This window comes from Nesterenkonia aurantiaca (assembly GCF_004364585.1).
GTDB lineage: Bacteria > Actinomycetota > Actinomycetes > Actinomycetales > Micrococcaceae > Nesterenkonia > Nesterenkonia aurantiaca.
The window spans coordinates 193,734-212,672 of the sequence record NZ_SOAN01000005.1 but is presented as its reverse complement, the minus strand read 5'-3'; the positions used below and the strand labels follow the sequence as shown (position 1 = coordinate 212,672).

Below are 18,939 nucleotides of genomic sequence, written 5' to 3'. Positions count from 1 at the left end.
GCAAGTACTTAGGACTTCATACAGAATATGTCATGTGTCTATCAACTCCGGCGACCGCCGTGCTCGCGTCCGCAATGTCCTCCTCACAGTGCTGGGACTGGGGCTGATCAGCGGCTGCGCCTCCACGGCGACGGTGGAGGCGGCTCCGGACGCGGCGAATCCGGACTGCGCCGACGTGATGCTCGCGGTGCCCGAGGTGATCGGGGACCACGAGCTGCGGCCCACCACCTCCCAGGGCACCGCGGTGTGGGGCGACCCCAGCGAGGTGGTGATGCGCTGCGGCGTGGTCCCGCCGGGACCGAGCCCAGAGCACTGTGTGGGCGCCGACGGCGTGGACTGGCTCGCCCTGGAGGAGGATGAGCAGACCTGGCGGCTGGTCACCTATGGCCGGGATCCCGCCGTGGAGGTGCTGCTGAACCTGGATCAGGTCGCCTCCTCCACCGCGATGCTCGGCCTGGCGCCCGCCGTGCAGCAGGTGGAGCAGACTCGCGCCTGCACCACCACCGATCAGGACATCGAGCAGACCGAGGACGCGCAGGACGTCCAGGAGGGCGAGGCGATCGAGCCGCAGGGCTGAGCCGCTCAGCCCGGTGGAAGGCTCATCGCTGTTCTGGAAGGCTCAGCGCCGAGAAGGAGAGCCAAGTGCCGCCCGCTAGAAGGCTCAGCGCAGACCGGCGGGGCGCTGCAGGGCCAGCGAGATCAGCTCGGTGATCAGCTCGGTGTAGCCGATCCCGGTGGCCTTCCACATCTGCGGGTACATGCTGATCGGGGTGAAGCCGGGCATGGTGTTGACCTCATTGATGACCACGTCCCCGCCGGTGGTGTAGAAGAAGTCCGCCCGGGAGATCCCCTCGGCACCGAGAGCTTCGAACGCGAGCACGGCCTGGCGGCGGATCTCCGCGCTGACCTCCTCGGGCAGCTCGGCCGGGCAGGAGAGGTCCGCGGCTGCGGCGTCGGTGTATTTGGCGGTGAAGTCGTAGAACTGGTGCGCCTGGGAGCCGTCGTGGACCACGATCTCGCCCAGCAGCGAGGCCCGGGCGGAGGCACCGTTCTGGGATCCGAGCACGCCGCACTCGATCTCCCGACCGTCGATCCCCTGCTCCACGATCACCTTGGGATCGTGCTTGCGCGCTTCGGCGATGGCGTCCTCGAGCTGGGCGTGGTCCTCGACCCGGGTGATCCCCATGGAGGAGCCGGCCCGGGAGGGCTTCACGAACACCGGCAGGCTCAGCTCGCGGATCCGTTCCAGCGCCTCGGCCGGGTCCTGGGTCCACTGCCGGTCGGTCACGGTGACCCAGGGCCCGACGTGGAGTCCGGCGGCGGCGAAGGCGATCTTCATATAGTGCTTGTCCATGGCCAGCGCAGAGCTGAGCACCCCGGCGCCGACGTAGCTCAGACCGGCGAGCTCGAGCAGCCCCTGGATGGTGCCGTCCTCCCCGAACGGGCCGTGCAGCAGCGGGAACACCACGTCCACGTGGCCCAGGGCGGTGGAGCTGCCGTCGGCGTGGACCTCGAGGAGCTCGGCGCGGCGCTCGGAGGATCCCGCGGGGCCCGAGTGCAGCTGGACGGTGGACTCGGTGGGCAGCACCCGGGGCAGCTCGTCTCCGCCGAAGCCGTGGCTGCGCGGATCGGTGACCGGGCGGGTCCACTGACCGGTGGCGGTGATGCCGACGGGCACGACGTCGAACGCCTCGGTGTCGATGGCGCCCAGCACCCCGGCGGCGGTCACACAGCTCACCGAATGTTCCGAGGACTGTCCGCCGTAGAGCACGAGGACGCGAGGTTTCAGGGCAGGATCAAGCTCGACCATGGGTCATCTTCCTTCGGCTTTGAGGTCACGGGCCAGCAGCAGCGAGGAGAGCCGGTCCACCGGCAGCACGCCGTCCAGGACGGCCACCACGGCTTCACAGATCGGCATCTCCACCTGGTGCTGGCGGGCCAGCTCGACCACCGCGGAGCCGGACTTCATGCCCTCGGCGGTCTGGGAGAGCCTGGCGGTGGCTTCTTCGGCGGTGAACCCCTCGCCCAGGAGCCGGCCGGCGCTGCGGTTGCGCGAGAGCGGGGAGGCGCAGGTCGCGACGAGGTCCCCGAGCCCGGCGAGGCCGGAGAAGGTCTCCAGGCGTCCGCCCAGCTCGGTGGCCAGCCGGGTGGTCTCGGCGAGGCCGCGGGTGATCACCGAGGCCTTGGAGTTGTCGCCGAGCTGCTGCCCGTCGCAGATGCCCACGGCCAGAGCGATGACGTTCTTCACGATTCCGGCGATCTCCACCCCGATCACATCGGTGTTGGTGTAGGGCCGGAAGTAGGCGTTGTTGCACAGCGCCGCGACGCGCTCGGCGGTCTCGGTGCTGGTGCAGGCGACCACCGAGGCGGTGGGCTGCTCGCGGGCGATCTCCATCGCCAGGTTGGGTCCCGAGACCACCACGATCCGGTCCGGCGCCACGGTGAGCTCGGCGCCGATGACCTCGGACATCCGCAGGTCGGTGCCGCGCTCGAGACCCTTGATCAGTGAGACCAGGATCGCCGAGTCGTGCAGGTTCTCCCGGACCACCTGCAGCTGGGAGCGCAGCGACTGGGCCGGCACGGCGAGCACGACCACCTCTGCGTCGCGCACCGCCTCGGCCAGGTCGGTGGTGGCGGTGATCATCGCCGGCAGGCGGGTCTCCCCGAGGTAGGTGGTGTTGGTGTGGGACTCGGTGATCTCGGCGGCCACCTCGGGGCGGCGCGCCCAGAGCACGACGGCGGGCTCGGCGCCGCCGACCACGGCGGAATCGGCCATCACCTTCGCGAAGGTGGTGCCCCAGCTGCCGGCGCCCAGCACGGCGATCTTGGTCACGGCTGATCCTCCTGCGCCTCGTCGGGCTGGTTGGTCTTGGGCTGGATTGTCTTGGGCTGGTCGGTCTTGGGCTGGTCGGTCACGGGCTGTGGCGTCGCGGCACTCCCAGCGCGGGGTGCGCGGCGGGGCTGTCTGCGCGGCACCCGCTGGCGCAGGCTGCGATCCCAGATCTGCTCGGGGGGCTCCTGCCCGCGCAGCGAGGCCACACCTTCGGTCAGGGCGGTCTCGATGCGTTCGGTGGCCTCGGTGAGCACCGAGCGGGTCATCGGGCCCCCGCGCAGATCGCTCAGGTCGATCGGCTCCCCCACGGTGAGCTGGTAGCGCTTGCGCGGGAAGAACTTCGGGACCTTGGCGTAGGTGCCGAAGAGCTCCTGGACACCCCAGTGAGTGATCGGGATCAGCGGGGCTCCGGTGGTCAGCGCGAGCCGGGCGGCGCCGGTCTTCGCGCGCATCGGCCAGCCCTCGGGGTCCCGGGTGAGGGTGCCCTCGGGGTAGATCATGACTGCGCCGTCGGCAGCGAGGACCTCCTTGGCCGCATCGAGCGAGCGGCCGGCGTCGGTGCGGCTGTCCCGCGAGACCGGGATCTGCTTGAGCCCGCTGAACACCTTGCCCAGCACCGGGATGCTGACCAGCGAGTCCTTGATCAGGAAGTGGAAGGTGTGGCCGCTGCGGTAGACGGCATGGGCGACGACGAGCGGATCGACCTCGCTGACATGGTTCGCCACCACGATGAACCCGCCCTTCGGCAGCGTCTCCAGCCCGTGCCAGCGCCGGCCCAGCGCCAGGTTCAGCACCGGGACGCAGACCGCGGCGGCGGCGGAGAAGCCCAGCCGGGTGCCGCGACCCACGGTGTAGTCGGTGGTGTCCGGCCCCGCCGTCGCGGGGCGCTCAGACCGGCGGCGGCTCGAGCCGGATCTGCGGCGGCTCGAGCGGCCTCGGCCCTCGACGGGTGCTGGGTCGCTGCTGTGATCGGTCACAGGGATAGACCCTACCGGCCCGACTCAGCGTTCGGACATCACGACATCCGCACCCAGGTCGCCCAGCTTGTCCATGAAGTGCTCATAGCCGCGGTTGATGACCTCGATGCCGGTGACGGTGGAGGTGCCCTTCGCCGCCAGCGCGGCGATCAGGTGGGAGAAGCCGCCGCGCAGGTCCGGGACGTCGATCTCGGCGCCGTGGAGCTCGGCCGGTCCGGAGATCACCGCGGAGTGCAGGAAGTTGCGCTGCCCGAAGCGGCAGGGGCTTGAGCCCAGGCACTCGCGGTGCAGCTGGATCGAGGCACCCATGCGCTGCAGCGCCTCGGTGAAGCCGAACCGGTTCTCATAGACGGTCTCGTGCACGATCGAGACGCCGTGCGCCTGGGTCAGCGCGACCACCAGCGGCTGCTGCCAGTCGGTCATGAAGCCCGGATGCACGTCGGTCTCGAGCACCAGCGGCTTCAGGGCATGCCCGGCGTGCCAGAAGCGGATGCCGTCGTCGTCGACCGAGAACTCGCCGCCGATCTTGCGGTAGGTGTTCAGGAACGCGGTGAGATCCCGCTGCGCGGCGCCCTTGACGTAGATGTCGCCCTGGGTGACCAGCGCGGCCGAGGCCCAGGAGGCGGTCTCGTTGCGGTCGGTGATCGCCCGGTGGCGGTAGCCGGAGAGCCGGTCCACTCCCTCGATGCGGATGGTGCGGTCGGTGTAGACCGTGATGATCGCGCCCATCTGCTGCAGAATCGCGATCAGGTCGTGGATCTCCGGCTCCACCGCGGCGTTCTCCAGCTCGGTGATGCCCTCGGCGAGCACGGCGGTGAGCAGCACCTGCTCGGTGGCACCCACGGAGGGGTAGGGCAGGGTCAGCTTCGCGCCCTTGAGTCCGCGCGGCGCCGAGATGTGGATCCCGGTGGGTGATTTGTCCACCACGGCGCCGAAGTTGCGCAGCACCTCGAGGTGGTAGTCGATCGGGCGGTCACCGATCCGGCAGCCGCCGAGGTCGGGGATGAACGCCTCGCCGTGCTGGTGCATGAGCGGGCCGCAGAACAGGATCGGGATCCGGGAGTCCCCGGCATAGGCGTCGATCTCGGAGTGCGCCGCGCTGTAGGAGTCGCGCGGGTCCAGGGTCAGGTCATTGGTGATCGGGTCGGCCTCGACCTTGACACCGTGGATCTGGAGCAGATTAGTGACGATCTCGACGTCTTTGATCGCCGGGACGTTGCGCAGCTGGGAGGGCTCACTGCCCAGCAGGGCGGCCACCATGGCCTTCGGCACGAGGTTCTTTGCGCCACGGACGTGGACGGATCCCTCGAGTGGCTTTCCACCTTGGACGGTGAGCAGCTTGGCCATTGGACTGGCGGTCCCTTCTTCGACAAACGTGGAATGTAGCTTTGCCACTGTAACCACATCTGCTGGGATCCCTTCCCAGTTCCGCCGGCGGCGCAGGCAACAATTCGGTCAAGACCCCGCCGCCACCAGGTGGCATCGGGCGTGGTCAGACCTTTGCTGGCAAGGTTTTCGGCTTGAATCCGGGACGCTTCGCCTCGAACGCGTCGACGTGTGATTCCTCGCGCAGTGTGAGCGAGATATCGTCGAGCCCCTCCAGCAGCCGCCAGCGGGTGTAGTTGTCGATCTCGAAGCTGGTGTCCACCGAGCCGCAGCGCACGGTGCGGTGGATCAGGTCCACGGTGACCTCGGTGCCGGGGTTGTTCTCCAGCTCCTTGAAGATCAGCTCGACGTCGGGCTGGGCGACCTTCGCGGCCAGCAGACCCTGCTTGGCCGAGTTGCCGTAGAAGATGTCGGCGAAGCGCGAGGAGATCACGGCACGGAAGCCGTAGTCCTTCAGCGCCCAGACGGCGTGCTCCCGGGAGGACCCGGTGCCGAAGTCCGATCCTGCGACCAGCACCGAGCCGTGCTTATAGGCCGGTTGGTTCAGCACGAAGTCCTGGTTCTTGCGCCAGGAGGAGAACAGCGCATCTTCGAAGCCGGTCTTGGTGATCCGCTTCAGGTAGACCGCGGGGATGATCTGGTCGGTGTCCACATTGGACTGCCTCAGCGGGACGCCGACGCCGGTGTGCGTGGTGATGGGTTCCATGGTGACTTTCTGTCGCGGGCGGTGCGCTTGCGGTGCGCGTGCTCAGGCAGTGCGCGTGCTCAGGCGGTGCGCGAGCTCAGGCGGTGCGCGAGCTCAGGCGGTGCGCGAGCTCAGGCGGAGACGAGGAGGTCGGCAGGGGCGGAGAGGGTGCCGCGGATCGCGGTGGCGGCGGCCACCACCGGGGAGACCAGGTGGGTGCGGCCGCCCTTGCCCTGCCGGCCCTCGAAGTTGCGGTTCGAGGTGGAGGCGCAGCGCTCTCCGGGGGCCAGCTGGTCCGGGTTCATGCCCAGACACATCGAGCAGCCGGCGAAGCGCCATTCGGCGCCGAACTCCTTGAACACCTTGTCCAGCCCCTCGGCCTCGGCCTGCAGCCGGACCCTCGCCGAACCCGGGACCACGATCATCCGGATCTCCGGATCCTTCTCGCGGCCGACCAGGATCTCCGCGGCGGCGCGCAGATCCTCCATCCGGGAGTTGGTGCAGGAGCCCAGGAAGACGGTGTCCACCCGGATGTCCTTCATCCGGGTTCCAGGTTCCAGGTCCATGTAGGTCAGCGCGCGCTCGGCGGATTCGCGGGCGACGTCGTCGGTGAAGTCGGTGGGCGCCGGGACCGCGCCGTTGAGGCTCACGCCCTGGCCCGGGTTGGTGCCCCAGGTGACGAAGGGGTCCAGGGTGTCGGCGTCGAGGATCACCTCGGCGTCGAAGACCGCCCCATCATCGGTACGCAGCGAATCCCAGTACTGCACCGCGGCGTCCCAGTCCTCGCCCTGTGGGGCGTGCGGGCGGCCCTTGATGAACTCATAGGTGGTCGCGTCCGGGGCGATCATCCCGGCTCGGGCGCCGGCCTCGATGGACATGTTGCAGATGGTCATCCGCGCGTCCATGGAGAGCTCCTCGATGGCGCTGCCGCGGTATTCCAACACGTAGCCCTGACCGCCGCCGGTGCCGATCTCGGCGATCACCGCGAGGATGATGTCCTTGGAGCTGACTCCGGGGCGCAGCGAGCCGTTGACCGTGATCGCCATGGTCTTGAAAGGCTTCAGCGGCAGGGTCTGGGTGGCCAGGACGTGTTCGACCTCGGAGGTGCCGATGCCCATGGCCAGGGCGCCGAAGGCCCCGTGGGTGGAGGTGTGGGAGTCCCCGCAGACCACGGTCATGCCGGGCTGGGTGAGTCCGAGCTGTGGTCCCACCACGTGGACGATCCCCTGATCGGCGTCGCCCAGGGAGTGGATCCGCACGCCGAACTCCTTGGCGTTGGCGCGCAGCGTATCCACCTGCTTGCGCGAGATCGGGTCCGCGATCGGCTTGTCGATCTCCAGCGTCGGGGTGTTGTGGTCCTCGGTGGCGATGGTCAGGTCCGGGCGGCGGACCGGTCGCCCGGCCAGGCGCAGACCCTCGAAGGCCTGCGGGCTGGTCACCTCGTGGACCAGGTGAAGGTCGATGTAGAGCAGGTCCGGAGACCGCTGACCGTCAGACTCCTTGCCGGGGACGACGACGTGATCGCGCCAGACCTTCTCAGGCAGCGTGAGTGGCTTGTTCGCCATGGGATCCTCCTGGTGGGCTCACTCTCTACAGAAGCACCATTGGGCGGAGGCTTCTATACCGCCAGGCGCAGGTCTCATTATCTGAGATCGTGGGGGCGATTACCAGTATCATGGGCCCATGCCAGCTTCGCCCTATTCTCCCCGGCCCGGTGAACAGTACTCGCCGCAGACCGCACGTTCCGCCGCCGGTGCAGCCGGTGCTCCGCGACGAATGGTGGCGCAGAAGCTGCCCCCCGCCGATTCCGGGAGCAGATCAGGCCCCACGCTGCCCCCGGACCCGCCGCGACCGCTGCATTCGCCCTCCGGGATCGGGGTGGTGGACAAGTCGGTGATGATCATGGACGCCCTGGAGGCGGGGCCGGCCTCCCTGGCCCAGCTGGTGGAGTGCACCGGTCTGGCCCGGCCCACCGTGCACCGGCTGGCCAGCGCCCTGGTGCACCACCGGTTCCTCAGCCGCGATGTGCGCGGACGCTACGTGATCGGGTCTCGGCTGGCCGAGCTGGCCTCTGCCGCCGGCGATGACCGGCTGGTCACCGCGGCCGGACCGATCCTGCTGCGGCTGCGCGACGCCACCGGGGAGAGCTCGCAGCTCTACCGCCGGCAGGGCGACGCCCGGGTCTGTGTGGCCTCCGCCGAACGACCGATCGGTCTGCGCGACTCGATCCCGGTGGGCACCCAGCTCTCGATGAAGGCCGGCTCCGCCGCCCAGGTGCTGCTGGCCTGGGAGGACCACGAACGCCTGGTGGAGGGTCTGCAGGGCGCCCGGTTCACCCCCACGGTGCTGGCCGGGGTGCGACGCCGCGGCTGGGGCGAGTCCCTGGGTGAGCGTGAGGCCGGGGTCGCCTCGGTCTCAGCCCCGGTGCGCGGACCCTCGGGACGGGTGCTCGCGGCGGTCTCGATCTCCGGGCCGATCGAGCGGCTGACCCGTCAGCCGGGGCGCCAATACGCCGGCGTCGTGGTGCAGGCTGCGCATCAGCTCACCGAGCTGGTGCGCAAGAACCCCGACGCCGCGGAGCACGGTCTGGGCGAGCACTAGTCGAGGCACACCGACCTGGGCGCATTTCCCAGGAATCTCGATCCGACGCCTAGTATGAAGGGCGTGATTGAGAATATTAGTGTCATCGGAACTGGCTACCTCGGCGCCACCCATGCGGCATGCATGGCAGAGCTGGGCTATAACGTCCTGGGTGTGGACATCGACCCGGAGAAGATCGATTCGCTCTCCCGCGGCGAACTCCCCTTCCACGAACCCGGCCTGCCGGAGCTCATCCGCAAGCATGTGGATTCGGGCCGGCTGCGCTTCACCACCGACCTCGACGAGGTCGGCGCCTGGGGCGACGTGCACTTCATCGCCGTAGGCACCCCGCAGCAGGCCGGCGGCACCGGCGCGGACATGACCTTCGTCAACGCCGCCACGCGATCCCTGGCTCGGTCGATCAGCAAGGACGCCCTGATCGTGGGCAAGTCCACCGTCCCGGTGGGCACCGCACGGCGCCTGGCCGCCCTGGTGGAGGAAGAGTCCGCCGAAGGTGTGCGCGTGACCCTGGCCTGGAACCCGGAGTTCCTGCGCGAGGGCTTCGCCGTGGAAGACACGCTGCGCCCCGATCGACTGGTCGTGGGCACCTCCGACGCCGCCGACGAGGCCGTGCTGCGCGAGGTCTACTCCGAGGCGCTCTCCCGGGAGACCCCCTGGATCAGCACCGACTTCGAGACCGCCGAACTGGTCAAGGTCGCCGCGAACGCGTTCCTGGCCACCAAGATCTCCTTCATCAATGCCTTCGCCGAGGTCACCGAGGCTGTGGGCGGCAACATCACCACCCTGGCCGACGCGATCGGCCACGACACCCGGATCGGACGCAAGTTCCTCAACGCCGGGGTCGGCTTCGGCGGCGGCTGCCTGCCCAAGGACATCCGCGCCCTGCAGACCCGGGTGGGCGAGCTCGGCCTGGACCACACCATGCGGTTCCTCGACGAGATGGACCAGATCAACCTGCGCCGCCGCGAGAAGGTGGTCACCCTGGCCGAGCAGATCCTGGACAACGAGCTTGCCGGCAAGCGGATCGCCGTGCTCGGCGTGGCGTTCAAGCCGCTCTCCGACGACGTCCGGGACTCCCCCGGCCTCGACGTGGCGGTCCGGCTGTTCAGCTCCGGCGCCGACGTCGCGGTCTATGACCCCGAGGGCAACCGCAACGCGGCCAAGCGCTTCCCGCGTCTGGGCTATGTGGACTCGCTCACCGAGGCAGTCACCGGCGCGGACCTGGTGGTGCTGACCACCGAGTGGAACGAGTTCAAGGCGCTGACTCCGGGCGACCTCGAGTCCCTGGTGGCGCAGAAGCAGTTCATCGACGCGCGCAACGTGCTGCCTGCCGAAGAGTGGGAAGGCGCCGGTTGGCGCTTCGCCCAGCTGGGCCGGTTCTTCCACCAAGCCTGAGCCGGAGACCGCCCGCAGGGTCAGCCCTGCAGCGAATCCCATCCCTGATCATCGATGGCGCCCGTGAGGAGAACCTCGCGGGCGCCATCGGCGTCTGATCCCGCGTGTTCGGCGCACTCGAGGATCTCCCCCACCTTGATGAACCCCTCCGGCAGCCTCGCCTCGGCGCCGAAGCTGGCCAGCAGCTCGTAGTCCTCTCCCCCGGCGGCGACCCAGCGCAGCGCCTCGGCCTGCGCCTGCGCCTCCGGAAGCCCCAGGGCCGCGGCCGCCGGGAGCAGCGCGGCGGCCTGTTCGGTGAGCGCGGCCTGATCCAGACGGACCCGCACGGCCGAGGCGCGGGCGAGCCGTCCGGCGTCGCGCAGCAGCCCGTCGGAGAGGTCCAGCCCGGCGGTGGCCCCGCAGCGCAGCGCCTGGGCGCCGGTGCGCAGCCTAGGAGCCGGAGCGATCTGGGCGTCACGCAGCCTGGAAAGCTCCGGCCCGGGGCACGGATGACCGACCTCGAGCAGCGCCAGTCCGGCCGCGGCCGCGCCCAGCGGGCCCGAGACGGCGAGCTGATCTCCGGGCCGGGCACCGTTGCGGCGCAGCGGCGCATGCCCGGCCGGCAGCCGGCCGACGGCGGTCAGGGTCACCGAGATGCCGGGTCCGGAGCCGAGGTCCCCGCCTGCGATGTGGCAGTGCTCGGCACCCTCGCGACGCACCGCCTCGGCGAGCCCGCGGTAGAACCCGCGCACCCAGTCCAGCGAGGTGGTCGCGGGGAGCGTGAGGCTGACCAACAGCGCGATCGGGGTCGCGGCCATGGCGTTGAGGTCAGAGAGGTTCTGTGCGGCGGCCTTGAGCCCGACGGCGCGGCCCATCGGGGCGCCCTGCTGCTGCGGGGTCCACCATCCGGGCCGGAAGTCCTGGTCCTGGCTCAGCGTGTCGGTGCTCAGCAGGATGCGCGCCGGGGCGCCGTCCTCGGGCAGCTCCAGCACCGCCGCGTCGTCGCCGGCGGGCACAGTGAGCGCGGCCAGGTCGGTGCCGGCGCGGTGGAGCTCGCCGAGCTCCTCGACGATGACGGCGAGGACCGCCTCCTCACCGGACTCCCCCACGCTGCGCGGGGCTGGGTCAGTCGACATGCGGCTCAGTCGACTTCGGGTAGCGCCGCGGCCGTGATCGCCTGGCCGGCGTCGTCGCGGATCTCCAGGCGTTGCACGTCTTCACGCATCACCGCCCCGTTCATCCGGCAGTCCACGGGGACCTCGGAGCCCAGGAAGGAACCGGACTCGATCTCGTCACCGTCGGCGCCGACCAGGACCACGGTGAAGGCCTCTCCGGGGGCGAGTCCGTCGATCTCCAGGACCGTCTCGGTGCCCCAGGTGTGCGCGACCAGGGCCCCATCGACCTCGACACCGGCCCCTGGATCACTGAAGCTCACCGGTTCCTGCGCGCCGAGCTCGCCGGGCGGACCGAGCGGCTCCTCGGCCACGAGCCCGTCGGCGGGCTCGCCGGGGGCAGCCTCGTCAAGGGCGGCCTCGTCGGGGTCCAGGATCGCCTGCACACCCATGGTGCCGACCACGCCGATCGCCACGCAGGCGGCCAGCGCGAGGCTCTGGCGCAGCCGGGCCCGGCCGCTTGGGTTCGATGCTGGGGTGGGGGCGGAGCCGGGGGTAGAAGCAGGGTCGGAGGCGAGGGTGTGCCGGGCGGGGGGCTGCCGAGCGGGGTCCTCGGGCACCGGTGAGGAGGCGTGTGAACCTGCGTCCGCGGGTGACTGTCGGGAGGCGGGTGACTTTCGGGACGCGGGTGACTTTCGGGACGTTGCTGCCGGCCTGGACGCGGCTGCCGAGGCTCCCTCTGTTGACGCCTGCGGGGCATGGACCTTGGCGATCACCTGCTCGCGCAGGCTCGGAGGTGGAGTCATAGTGGTCCAGGAACCGAGGTTGCCGCGCAGCGCGCTGCTGAGCTCACGCAGTTCGCTCAGCTCTCGGGCAAGCTCGAGATCCTGGGCGCACATCGCGTCCAGCTCCTGGCTCTCGGCCGGGCTGAGGTCATGGGCGGATGCGGCGCCGAGCAGCTCGGCGCGACGATCGACTGCGGAGGCGGAAGCGGGTCCGGAGCCAGGACGTGGGTCGGCGTCGTCGTGGTGTGTGCTCATGACTCAGCCTCCATCTCTTCCATCGCGCGGCGCAGAGCGCGCAGTCCGTAGTAGTTCCGCGTGCGCAGGGTGGTCACCGGCACCTGCAGCGACTCGGAGAGTTCAGCGTAGGTGAACCCGAGCACGTGCACCGCGATGACCGACTGGCTGTGTTCGGGGCTGATCATTCCCAGCGCCTCGACCAGAAGCATAGTCTCGGTGGGATCCGTGGTGTTCAGATCTGAGGCCTCAGGCGCTGTGATCTCTGGCTCCATCGGGATCGGGATGCGCCGTCGGGCGCGGGACTCATCCCGCACCACGTTCCGAGCGATGGCGAAGAGCCAGTTGCGCAGACTTGAACGGGCCGGATCGAAGCGGTCCAAGGCCTGCCAGGCCCGCACGAAGGTCTCCTGGACGCATTCCTCGGCGGCCCCGTGGTCCTGCAGCGCGTTGGCCGCGAATCCGAACAGCGCCGCGCTGTGCTGATCGTAGGCAGACTCGATGCTCGGCACTGCGACGGTGGTGTGCCGTTCGGTCCGCATCCGCTCAGCCACCTCCATCAGTCCTTGTCGGAGCCCTCGAACGGTACGTCGAGGGCTGCAGAATTCGGTTCTACGATACACATCCCGGACCTGGCGGCATGCGTGAGACGTGTGAGATGTGTGAGACGAAAATAATTCGAGAAACGGTGAACGCCAAAGGCCTCTGCTACGTATTACTTAGTGGTGGGCCGAAATTCGGTAAACCAACGCTCTCGAAGGAGTCACCACGGATGATGACACAACGACGCAGAACCATCGGCGCCGGCGCAACTCTGGGTGCAGCGGTGTTGCTGCTCTCGCCGACGATGGCACAGGCCAGCACCGAAGCTGGCACCGAGGTCGAGTGGCCCGAGGAGTTCACCAGCGCCTACACGGTCATGGCGACTCCGGATGAGGTCATCAACTCCGACGGCGAGGTCTCACCGGGTGAAGAGGGCGCGACGGGCGACTTCATGTTCTGGATCAATTCAGAGGAAGAGGTCATCTGTTACGAGATCACACTCGAAGGCGTCACCGGCGGCTACGAGAGCCCGGCTCTGACCGCCACCCACATCCACGAGGCCGCCGCGGGCGAGCCCGGGCCTCCGCGCCTGGCCTTCCCGGACCCAGCCCCGATCGGTGACGAGCCGCGCACCTCCACCGGCTGCATGGCCGGACCGTTCATGACCGGCGTCGAGGGCGACGACGATGCCGACACCGGCGAGGGCTTCAGCCTGGCCGAGATCGAGGCCGACCCCGCCGGCTTCACCGCAGACTCCCACACCGAGGAGTTCGCCGACGGTGTGGTCCGCGGCCAGCTGATGCAGGTTCCGCTGGACGGCGTGGAGACCGGCGGCGGCGGCATGCAGCAGTCCTCCAGCCAGATCGGCGTCTTCGCCGGGGCCGGCGTGCTCGCTCTGGCCGGCGCCAGCGCCTTCATGCTGATTCGGCGCAACCAGAACGCATGATCCGAAGCCCTCACCGGCGGGTCGAGGTCAGGGTCCGGCGGCTGCCCCTCGGGGTGGCCGCCGCCCTGGCGCTCGGGCTGAGCCTGGGCGCCTGCGGCGCCGCGGGTGAGGCGGCGACGTCGTCCTCGGATTCAACCGAGTCGGCGCAGGCATCGACCCCCAGCGCCCCCTCCAGCTCGCCGCGGCCCAGCTCGAGCTCTCCGCAGCCCAGCTCCGCGGCACCGAGCGCCGCACCCTCGAGCATCCCACCCTCGAGCCCGACCGCGGCGCCGAACGGGGTCCGGCCGGCGGCGGTGAGCATCCCGTCCATCGACGTGGAGGAGTCGCTCATCGATCTCGGCATCGCGCAGGACGGGACCATGGAAGTCCCCGAGGACTACAGCGAGGTCGGCTGGTTCGAAGGCGGCGGCATGCCCGGCGGGCGCGGCCCCACCGTGCTGGCCGGGCATCTGGACTCCACCACCGGCCCCGCGGTGTTCCACCGTCTGGTGGAGATGGAATCCGGGGACGAGGTAGCCGTCACCGACGCCGAGGGCCAGGTCCATCACTACCGGGTCGAGCGCACCGAGGTCTTCGCCAAGGACGACTTCCCCACCCGGGAGGTCTTCGGCGCGCAGCCGGAGGACGAGCTGCGACTGATCACCTGCACAGGGCTCTTCGACGTCGAGGCAGGAAGCCACGAGGACAACCACATCGTGTTCGCGGTGCCGGTGGATGATCCCGGTGGACACTGATCCCTCGAGGTGACAGGGTCGCCCGATGGACATGACTCAATTCTGGGACGGGTGGGATCCCATCATCCACACCGTCATCACGCTCACCGCAGGCTACATCGCGCTGCTGATCATCCTCCGGCTCTCCGGGCCGCGGACCATGGCCTCGATGACGCCGCTGGACTTCATCGTCGCTGTCACGATCGGCTCAGCCTTCGGACGCACCCTGACCGCGGTGGATGTGCCGCTGAGCCAGGCGATCCTGACCGTTCTGCTGCTGGTGCTGCTGCAGTGGATCATGGCCTGGCTGCGCGGCCGTTCGCCGAAGATGCGCCGGCTGCTGGATGCACCCCCGGTGCTGATCTATTACGAGGGCAAGTTCCAGCGCAAGGCACTGCGTAAGCACCAGCTGGTGGAGGACGATATCCACACCGCGGTGCGCTCCTCCTCGCGCGGCTCGCTCAAGGAGGTCTCCGCGGTGATCCTGGAGCAGAACGGCGGCCTGGTGGTCATCGGCAACGCCGAGCTCGACGACTCCTCCTCGGTCCTGAAGTTCACCGGCGACGCCGAAGTCGACTGACCCACCCTCCCCTTCACGTTGAGGGGCGGATTCTCCGAGCACTTTGAGCCGAAAAGCCCATGAGATGCACGGAGAATCCGCCCCTCAACGGGGGGAAAGAAGAAGCGCCCGGTCCTTGGAGGACCGGGCGCTTCTTCTTCGTCACCTGTGGTGACCCCAGCGGGATTCGAACCCGCGTTACCGCCGTGAGAGGGCAGCGTACTAGGCCGCTATACGATGGGGCCTTATCGAGTTATGCCTCCCGATGAACGGGAGGGTCCTGCAGTGTGGAATATAGGTCCCCCGGGCTCCGAGGAGCTCGAGGGTCCTACGACCGTGACCCCAGCGGGATTCGAACCCGCGTTACCGCCGTGAGAGGGCAGCGTACTAGGCCGCTATACGATGGGGCCGGATTTCATAGCTTTGGCCCCCGTCGCCGAGGGCCGGTCGTGCTGTGTTAAAGACCACATGCGGGTCTTCGCTGGGCTACTAGGACTCGAACCTAGAACGACGGTACCAGAAACCGCTGTGTTGCCAATTACACCATAGCCCAATATTCGCTTGTCAACGCGGTCGCACCGGTAAGATTTTCACGCCGAGCAACGGGAGATAACTATACACACTGGTGGCGCCCAAGCACAAAATGAACCGGGCGCCACCGGGTGTGGCGGGGATCAGCCGCGAGCGGCGAAGAGTTCGCGGAACCGGCGCAGCCGGCTCAGCGAGGACTCGCGTCCCAGCAGCTCCATGGACTCGAACAGGGGCGGGGAGACCCGGCGTCCGGAGATCGCCGAGCGCACCGAGCCGAAGGCCTTCCGGGGCTTGAGCGCGAGCCCCTCCAGCAGCGCCTCGCGCAGCGCAGACTCGATCACCTCGGTGTTCCACCGGGGCTCCTCGATCTCGCTCAGCGCCGCGATGGAGGCGTCGAGGGTCTCGAAGACCTGATCACCGAGTCCGCTGAAGGCCTTGTCCTCGATGGCCAGCTCGGCGTCCTCGGTGAACAGGAACGCCATCATGTCAGCGCCCTCGTCGAGCAGCGCGATGCGCTCCTGGACCAGCGGGGCCGCGCCGTCGAGCACAGCGGCCTGTGCCGGCGTCAGCTGCTCGCCCAGCAGGCCCCTGGCCTGCAGGTAGGGCACCAGCCGGTCGCGGAAGTCGGTGGCCTCCAGGCGGCGGATATGGGTGCCGTTGATCGCCTCGGCCTTCTTCACGTCGAAGCGCGCCGGGTTCGCCAGCACGTTGGTGACGTCGAAGTGCTCGATGAGCTGCTCCACGGTGAAGATGTCCTCCTCGGCCGAGAGCGACCAGCCCAGCAGAGCCAGGTAGTTCAGCAGTCCCTCGGGGATGAAGCCGCGGTCCCGGTGGTGGAACAGGTTCGACTCCGGGTCCCGCTTCGAGAGCTTCTTATTGCCCTCCCCCATCACATAGGGCAGGTGGCCGAAGACCGGCATGTGCTTGGCCACGCCGATCGCGTGCAGCGCCCGGTAGAGCGCCACCTGGCGCGGGGTGGAGGAGAGCAGGTCCTCGCCGCGCAGCACGTGGGTGATCTCCATGGCGGCGTCGTCCACCGGGTTGACCAGGGTGTAGAGCGGCTGGCCGTTGGCGCGGGCCACCACGAAGTCCGGGGTGGAGCCGGCGCCGAAGGTGATCTCCCCGCGCACGACGTCGGTGAAGCTGATGTCCGCATCGGGCATCCGGAAGCGCAGCACCGGTTCGCGACCCTCGGCCCGGTAGGCGGCGATCTGTTCCTGGCTCAACGTCCGGTCGAAGCCGTCGTAGCCCAGCTTCGGGTCCCGGCCGGCGGAGACATGGCGGGCCTCGACCTCCTCGGGGGTGGAGAAGGCCTCGTAGATGAATCCGGCGTCCAGCAGCTTCGCCAGCACCTCGGCGTAGAACTCGCCGCGCTGGGACTGTCGGTAGGGCGCGTGCGGGCCGCCGGTCTCGGCGCCTTCGTCCCAGTCGATCCCGAGCCAGCGCAACGCCTCCAGCAGCTGCTGGTAGGACTCCTCGGAGTCCCGGGCGGTGTCGGTGTCTTCGATCCGGAAGACCATCTTGCCGCCGGTGTGCCGGGCGTAGGCCCAGTTGAACAAGGCGGTGCGGATCAGCCCGACGTGCGGGGTGCCGGTGGGTGAGGGGCAGAACCGGACCCGGACCGGGGTGGAAGGGTCCACGGCGGGGATCTCGGTGGACGGTGCAGCTGTGGCAGTCATAGGGGGAATCAGTTCCTGAAGTGGTTGACGAGTGTGCCGATGCCTTCGATGTCCGCCTCGAAGCGGTCTCCGGCGCGCAGCAGTCCGACGCCGGCCGGGGTGCCGGTGAGGATCACGTCGCCCGGGAGCAGGGTGAAGGCCTGGGAGATGTAGGCGATGAGCTCGGCCACGCCGAAGATCATCTCGGAGGTCGAGCCGTCCTGAACGGTCTCGCCGTTGAGCCGCCCGGAGATCCGGAGCCCTTCGGGCTCGAGGTCGGTCTCGATCCAGGGGCCCAGCGGGGTGGAGCCGTCGAAGCCCTTGGCCCGGGCCCACTGGCCGTCGGTGCGCTGGGCGTCGCGGGCGGTGAGGTCGTTGGCCACGGTGTAGCCGAAGATGACCTCCTCGACCCGATCCACCGGCACGTCCTTACAGATGCGCCCGATGACGACGGCGAGCTCAGTCTCGTAGCTGATCTCCTCGGAGAAGGAGGGCAGCGTGACCGGCTCGTTGGGTCCCACCACGGCGGTGTTGGGGATCAGGAACAGCAGCGGGGAGACCGGGGTCTCGCTGCCCATCTCCTTGACGTGGTCGGCGTAGTTGCGGCCCACTCCGATCACCTTCGAGCGCGGGATGATCGGGGCGACCAGCCGGACGTCTTCCAGGCGATGGGTGGTCTCGGTCTGCTGGATCCCCTGATAGAAGGGGTCTCCGTTGAGCTGGATGATGGTTTCTTCGCCCTCTCCCCCGGTGACAAGACCGTAGGAGGGTTCGGCGTCGGTGACAAAACGTGCAATGCGCATGGGCCAACTCTATCGCCCACGCGCATTGCACGTTCTTCAGCTGTTCAGTTGTCCTGCGGTTCAGCGCTGCGGATGCTGCGTGGCCGCTCAGGCCAGGCGGTGCATCCAGCCGTGACGATCCTCGACCGCGCCGGTCTGGATGCCCAGCAGCTCCTCGCGCAGCGCCAGGGTGGTCTCCCCGGTCCCGGCGGAGGCGATGCTGCGCTCGCCGTCGAGCAGCTCCCCGATCGGGGTGATCACGGCGGCGGTGCCGCAGGCGAAGGCTTCGGTGATGCTGCCGTCGGTGATCCCGGCGTCCCACTCCTCCAGGGTGACCTGACGCTCTTCGACCTCCATGCCACGGTCCTTGGCCAGCTGGATCACCGAGGCGCGGGTGATGCCCTCCAGGATCGTGCCGGTCAGCGCCGGGGTGATGAGCCGGTTGTCGGCGGTCACCAGGAAGACGTTCATGCCGCCGAGCTCCTCGATGGCGTTCTCGCGCAGCGGGTCCAGGAAGAGCACCTGGTCGCAGCCCTTGGCGGTGGCCTGCTGCTGGGCGGCCAGGGAGCCGGCGTAGTTGCCGCCGGTCTTCGCCGCGCCGGTCCCGCCGGGTGCGGCGCGGATGTAGTCCCGGGAGACCCAGATGCGCACCGGCTTGAGCTCGCCGCCGAAGTAGTTCCCGGCCGGGGAGGCGATCACCCGGTAGGACACGGCCTTGGCCGGCCGGACCCCGAGGAAGGCCTCGGAGGCGAACATGAAGGGCCGCAGGTAGAGCGCCTCGCCGTCGCCGTTGGGGACCCAGTCCTGATCGGTCGCGACCAGCGCCTCGAGGGATTCGATGAAGAGCTCCTCGGGGAGCTCGGGCAGCGCCATGCGCACGGCCGAGCGATTGAGCCGCCTGGCGTTCTCCAGCGGGCGGAAGCTGTAGATCCCGCCGTCGGAGTGGCGGTAGGCCTTCATGCCTTCGAAGATCTCCTGGGCGTAGTGCAGCACCGCGGCGGCGGGGTCCAGGGAGATCGGCCCGTAGGGCTCCACCCGGGCGTTGTCCCAACCGTCCTCTGAGGTCCAGTCGATCACCGAGGTGTGATCGGTGAAGTGGGTCCCGAATCCCGGGTTCGCCAGGATCTCCTTCAGCCGATCGGCTGTGGTGGGCGTCGGATGGGGGGTGTGATGGAACGTCATGGTGACCTTTCGGGTGTGCACGGGCAGATGCGCCCGGC

19 protein-coding genes and 3 tRNA genes are annotated in these 18,939 nt (G+C 69.0%); 6 read left to right on the top strand and 16 right to left on the bottom strand.

From position 1 onward, the window contains the following. Window positions 1-34: 34 nt before the first annotated feature. The gene (locus EV640_RS08195; protein ID WP_235180994.1) at window positions 35-577 is read left to right on the top strand and encodes a DUF3515 domain-containing protein; all 543 of its coding nucleotides are present in this window, start codon (window positions 35-37) and stop codon (window positions 575-577) included. An 84-nt stretch (window positions 578-661) separates the two neighbouring features. Here EV640_RS08195 and EV640_RS08190 read toward each other — a convergent pair whose 3' ends face one another. The 6 genes from EV640_RS08190 to leuC form a co-directional block, all read right to left on the bottom strand. Next, window positions 662-1,810, bottom strand: coding sequence for a D-alanine--D-alanine ligase family protein (locus EV640_RS08190; protein WP_133726234.1), 1,149 nt, complete (start codon window positions 1,808-1,810; stop codon window positions 662-664). Between the two features lie 3 nt (window positions 1,811-1,813). Further along, window positions 1,814-2,833 carry an NAD(P)H-dependent glycerol-3-phosphate dehydrogenase gene (locus EV640_RS08185; protein WP_133726233.1) on the bottom strand — a complete coding sequence of 340 codons (1,020 nt, stop codon included), beginning with the start codon at window positions 2,831-2,833 and terminating at the stop codon, window positions 1,814-1,816. Beyond that, window positions 2,830-3,810, bottom strand: coding sequence for a lysophospholipid acyltransferase family protein (locus tag EV640_RS08180; RefSeq protein WP_243832269.1), 981 nt, complete (start codon window positions 3,808-3,810; stop codon window positions 2,830-2,832). The genes EV640_RS08185 and EV640_RS08180 overlap by 4 nt, the downstream gene beginning before the upstream one ends. Window positions 3,811-3,834: 24 nt before the next feature. Beyond that, entirely contained in the window at window positions 3,835-5,157 is a 1,323-nt protein-coding gene (gene murA, locus EV640_RS08175) for a UDP-N-acetylglucosamine 1-carboxyvinyltransferase (RefSeq protein ID WP_036474842.1), read from the bottom strand. Between the two features lie 145 nt (window positions 5,158-5,302). Beyond that, a complete protein-coding gene (gene leuD / locus EV640_RS08170) occupies window positions 5,303-5,902 on the bottom strand; it encodes a 3-isopropylmalate dehydratase small subunit (protein ID WP_036474843.1) in 600 nt (199 codons plus the stop codon). 110 nt (window positions 5,903-6,012) lie between these two features. Continuing rightward, on the bottom strand, window positions 6,013-7,446 hold the full coding sequence (leuC, locus tag EV640_RS08165; protein WP_133726232.1) for a 3-isopropylmalate dehydratase large subunit: 1,434 nt from the start codon (window positions 7,444-7,446) through the stop codon (window positions 6,013-6,015). Between the two features lie 118 nt (window positions 7,447-7,564). On the opposite strand from leuC, the gene EV640_RS08160 reads away from it, so the two are divergent. Together EV640_RS08160 and EV640_RS08155 are read left to right on the top strand one after the other, a co-directional pair. Next, a complete protein-coding gene (locus EV640_RS08160; RefSeq protein WP_369797199.1) occupies window positions 7,565-8,482 on the top strand; it encodes an IclR family transcriptional regulator in 918 nt (305 codons plus the stop codon). Between the two features lie 54 nt (window positions 8,483-8,536). Beyond that, the gene (locus EV640_RS08155; RefSeq protein ID WP_133726231.1) at window positions 8,537-9,877 is read left to right on the top strand and encodes a UDP-glucose dehydrogenase family protein; all 1,341 of its coding nucleotides are present in this window, start codon (window positions 8,537-8,539) and stop codon (window positions 9,875-9,877) included. A gap of 20 nt (window positions 9,878-9,897) precedes the next feature. On the opposite strand, the gene thiL is transcribed toward EV640_RS08155, so the two are convergent. Genes thiL through EV640_RS08140 form a run of 3 tightly spaced genes read right to left on the bottom strand, consistent with a single transcriptional unit; the run spans window position 9,898 to window position 12,547 of the window. After that, window positions 9,898-10,992, bottom strand: a complete 1,095-nt coding sequence (gene thiL, locus EV640_RS08150) for a thiamine-phosphate kinase (RefSeq protein ID WP_133726230.1) — start codon at window positions 10,990-10,992, stop codon at window positions 9,898-9,900. A gap of 5 nt (window positions 10,993-10,997) precedes the next feature. Then, window positions 10,998-12,008, bottom strand: coding sequence for a hypothetical protein (locus EV640_RS08145; protein WP_133726229.1), 1,011 nt, complete (start codon window positions 12,006-12,008; stop codon window positions 10,998-11,000). After that, window positions 12,005-12,547, bottom strand: a complete 543-nt coding sequence (locus tag EV640_RS08140) for a sigma-70 family RNA polymerase sigma factor (RefSeq protein WP_133726228.1) — start codon at window positions 12,545-12,547, stop codon at window positions 12,005-12,007. The genes EV640_RS08145 and EV640_RS08140 overlap by 4 nt, the downstream gene beginning before the upstream one ends. A 212-nt stretch (window positions 12,548-12,759) precedes the next feature. Here EV640_RS08140 and EV640_RS08135 point away from each other — a divergent pair, with 212 nt between their 5' ends. Then, window positions 12,760-13,476: a CHRD domain-containing protein gene (locus tag EV640_RS08135; RefSeq protein ID WP_243832268.1), complete on the top strand. Its 717-nt coding sequence runs from the start codon at window positions 12,760-12,762 to the stop codon at window positions 13,474-13,476. A gap of 10 nt (window positions 13,477-13,486) precedes the next feature. Here EV640_RS08135 and EV640_RS13880 read toward each other — a convergent pair whose 3' ends face one another. Next, a complete protein-coding gene (locus EV640_RS13880; protein ID WP_243832267.1) occupies window positions 13,487-13,807 on the bottom strand; it encodes a hypothetical protein in 321 nt (106 codons plus the stop codon). Between EV640_RS13880 and EV640_RS13875 the strand changes: the two genes are divergently transcribed. After that, window positions 13,791-14,210 (top strand): class F sortase, encoded by a 420-nt coding sequence (locus tag EV640_RS13875; RefSeq protein ID WP_036477990.1) that lies wholly within the window; start codon window positions 13,791-13,793, stop codon window positions 14,208-14,210. The two genes, EV640_RS13880 and EV640_RS13875, sit on opposite strands and share 17 nt — an antisense overlap. Before the next feature lie 25 nt (window positions 14,211-14,235). Beyond that, complete coding sequence (locus tag EV640_RS08125) at window positions 14,236-14,769, top strand: DUF421 domain-containing protein (protein ID WP_036477993.1); 534 nt, start codon at window positions 14,236-14,238, stop codon at window positions 14,767-14,769. 148 nt (window positions 14,770-14,917) lie between these two features. Here EV640_RS08125 and EV640_RS08120 read toward each other — a convergent pair. The 6 genes from EV640_RS08120 to EV640_RS08095 form a co-directional block, all read right to left on the bottom strand. Continuing rightward, window positions 14,918-14,993, bottom strand: a tRNA-Glu gene (locus EV640_RS08120). Between the two features lie 92 nt (window positions 14,994-15,085). Further along, window positions 15,086-15,158 (bottom strand) — tRNA-Glu (locus tag EV640_RS08115). Window positions 15,159-15,229: 71 nt separating this feature from the next. After that, window positions 15,230-15,301 (bottom strand) — tRNA-Gln (locus tag EV640_RS08110). A 121-nt stretch (window positions 15,302-15,422) separates the two neighbouring features. Further along, window positions 15,423-16,958, bottom strand: coding sequence for a glutamate--tRNA ligase (gene gltX, locus EV640_RS08105; RefSeq protein WP_036474874.1), 1,536 nt, complete (start codon window positions 16,956-16,958; stop codon window positions 15,423-15,425). 8 nt (window positions 16,959-16,966) lie between these two features. Beyond that, entirely contained in the window at window positions 16,967-17,740 is a 774-nt protein-coding gene (locus EV640_RS08100) for a fumarylacetoacetate hydrolase family protein (protein WP_133726226.1), read from the bottom strand. An 87-nt stretch (window positions 17,741-17,827) separates the two neighbouring features. After that, window positions 17,828-18,901, bottom strand: a complete 1,074-nt coding sequence (locus EV640_RS08095) for a branched-chain amino acid aminotransferase (protein ID WP_133726225.1) — start codon at window positions 18,899-18,901, stop codon at window positions 17,828-17,830. Window positions 18,902-18,939 lie beyond the last annotated feature (38 nt).